Origin of the sequence: Atribacter sp. (genome assembly GCF_035418125.1) — a bacterium.
Lineage (GTDB): Bacteria > Atribacterota > Atribacteria > Atribacterales > Atribacteraceae > Atribacter > Atribacter allofermentans.
Genome location: NZ_DAOLQM010000099.1, coordinates 4,017 through 7,196, shown reverse-complemented (window position 1 = coordinate 7,196; position 3,180 = coordinate 4,017). Strand labels below are relative to the sequence as shown.

Below are 3,180 nucleotides of genomic sequence, written 5' to 3'. Positions count from 1 at the left end.
TTGAGGAGTTCCTTTTCATCTTCATCCAAATCTGGGAGGGCTATTTTTTTCTTCATTTTCGATTGGGGTGATGCCAGAAATCCCAATTCCTCAACAATATCAGCAACATTGTGGACTAATCGCGCTCCTTGGTTGATGAGCTGGTGAGTGCCTTCGCTCTGGAAGGAAAAGATTGACCCGGGCACGGCCATCACTTCTCTCCCCTGTTCCAAGGCAAAATTAACGGTAATCAAGGCCCCACTTTTTAAAGGAGCTTCTACGACCACCACACCCAAAGAAAGGCCGCTAATGAGTCGGTTCCGAACCGGAAAACTTTCCTTTTGTGGCCCAAAACCAGGAACAAACTCACTGATCAAGGCACCCTTTTGGTGAAGAATCCGCTCGGCCAATCCTCGATTTGACCCTGGATAGACAATATCGACACCGGTTCCCAGAACAGCAACGGTTTTTCCCTCTCCTTCCAAGGCACCATAATGAGCTTCTCCATCAATTCCCAGAGCTAAACCACTCACCACGACCCAACCCTCTTCAGCCAGCGAGCGAGCCAAATACCTGGCAACTTTTTTTCCATAGGTGGTGGCTCGTCGGGTTCCAACCAGGGCAATCCATTTTTTATAGGAACGGAAATCAAAATCTCCTCGTTGGTAAAGCAGATAAGGTGGATACGTTATGTCTCTCAATAAAGCCGGATATCGTTCATCGGAAATGGGGAGGATTTGGATTCCCCGTTTGATGATTTTTTGGAAAACGGCTTCCGGTTGAAGTGACAATTTAACCGGAAGAATTTCTTCAACGATTTTTTTCCCCAGACAATGAGCTAAATCTTTTGGAGAAGCCCTCCAAGCATCACTTGCTGACCCAAAGGTCTCAATTATTTTCTGAAAACGAACCGGACCAATGCCTGGTAAATGATTAAATGCCACCCAATAAGGAAGATCTTTCATTTTTAAAACTCCAGATACTTTCGATCCAATGTCCGATACTGAATAGCTTCAGCAACGTGCTCAACATCAATTTTTTCCGAGCGGTCAAGGTCGGCTATGGTACGGGCAACTTTTAAAATCCGATGGTAAGCTCGAGCACTCAATGCCAAGGTTTCAATGGACTTTTTAAGAAGATCGTGGGCTTCTCGACTACAGACGCAGAACTTTTTAATATACCGGACTTTCATCTCCCCGTTCAGATGAATTCCCTCTTTTTGGTATCTTTCCTGCTGGAGAAGCCGGGTTTGTTCAACTCTTTTTCTCACCGTTTCCGAGTTTTCTTCAACGGTATTGGAGGACAGGTCGGAAAAATCCAACCGAGGGATTTCGACTTGGAGGTCCATCCGATCCAAAAAAGGACCGGATAATCGACTCCGATAGCGGATGATTTGGGAGGTCGAACAAGTGCAGGTTTTCTTGGTATCCCCCAAGAAGCCACAGGGGCATGGATTACATGATGCGACCAGAGTAAATTTTGCTGGGTAAGTTGTGGTCATACTGGCTCGGGAGATGGTAATCTTTCCCTCCTCGAGGGGTTCGCGTAACGCTTCCAATACATTTCTTTTAAATTCCAACACTTCATCAAGAAAAAGTACTCCATGATGGGAAAGACTAATTTCTCCAGGTCGCGGCAATTGACCACCACCAATCAGAGCCACATCGGAAATGGTATGATGGGGAGACCGGAAAGGACGGCTGATAACTAAGGGTTGGTCAGCGGATATCAGTCCGGCAACGCTATGAATCTTAGTCACCTCAATTGCCTCTTCCAGTGATAATAAGGGCAGTAATCCAGGTAACCTTTTTGATAACATGGTCTTTCCCGATCCGGGTGGACCAACAAAAAGAAGGTGATGACCACCGGCAGCTGAAATTTCCAAAGCTCGCTTTCCATGACGCTGTCCTTTGACTTCTGACAAATCTTCTTCATGATTGCTATAGATGAATAAACTCTGAGGATCGATGGTAGTGGGAATCATGGATTGATTCCCATTGAGAAAATCTGATAACTGGTTGATGTCACGAAATCCATAGACCTCAACTTTTCCGGCAATAGCACCTTCTCGAGCATTTCCACCGGCTACAAACAAACGATAGATGCTCGCTTCTTTAGAAAGGGTGTGAGCAATCGGTAGAATCCCCTGTACTGGTCGTATTTCACCAGAAAGCGATAATTCTCCTACCACAATGGTTCGGTCAGAATTAAAATGTGTCTGACCGGTAGCAGCTAAGATTCCCAGAGCGATGGCTAAATCAAAATCACTGCCGGTTTTTCTGAGTGATGCCGGTGCCAGATTAACAGTAACCCGGCGGGCGGGAAAAGTAAAACCACTATTTTTCAAAGCACTACGGACTCGTTCTCGAGCCTCCTGCACTGCCGTATCAGGAAGACCAACAATGTTAAAGGAAGGCATGCCCGGACCAACGTCGATTTCGGCTTCAACTATAGTCGCATCAATACCAATGGCAGTAGCACTTAAAATTTTCGCTAACAATTCCAATCCTCCTTCTCTGGTTAGAACCGAACAACATCTTTATAATCATTATTATATTTAATTCAATGATTTTTATTATCTCATAATATTTATTATATAAAAAATAATAGATAATGACTATTATTAAAAAGCCATTTCTCTTCCCGGTCTCTGAATATTCCTGATAACTCCTTCTTTTTCCCTCGTTACAGTTTTTATTTTTTTAATTTAGGAAGCAACCAATAAGATCTTTTTATCTTAAAAAAATTTTAACTTTGGAAAAATAATCATAAATATTTGTTTATTAGTGTGGTCAATTAAAAGTAATAATCAATGGGTTTGAAGACCAAAAATATCACCATTGACCTCATTTAGAATGTAGAATTTTTTCTTTGAATATGATATTAATTACCTATGAATAATTTTCATGATTATTCAATAATATAAAAGTCTTTAATAGGAGGGGGTTTTATAATCCCTTCAACCTTTGTAGGTTTACCTAACGCACTAATTTTGGCCTCATTTTCTTTAATAATAGAAAATAATCTTAACTTGTATACCCTTTTTTTATACATCACACTCATATCCCTTCCTTTATTTTTCCTTGTCCTTATCAACCGTCACATTCGAAAAATCAATAAAGATATAAACCAGTTAAGCCAGGAAATAGTTAAGGCTTCTTCGAAAATGGTTGATAAGCTTGAGAAAGCAGATGTTGAAAA

General features: G+C 41.6%; 2 protein-coding genes. Both read right to left on the bottom strand.

Features of this window, described 5'->3' with window-relative positions; genetic code table 11:
• Window positions 1–944 (bottom strand): DNA-processing protein DprA (gene dprA, locus PLK24_RS06285; RefSeq protein WP_324477371.1); only part of this gene is annotated, 944 nt, incomplete at its 3' end.
• 2 nt (window positions 945–946) lie between these two features.
• Window positions 947–2,479 (bottom strand): YifB family Mg chelatase-like AAA ATPase, encoded by a 1,533-nt coding sequence (locus PLK24_RS06280; protein WP_324477369.1) that lies wholly within the window; start codon window positions 2,477–2,479, stop codon window positions 947–949.
• Window positions 2,480–3,180 lie beyond the last annotated feature (701 nt).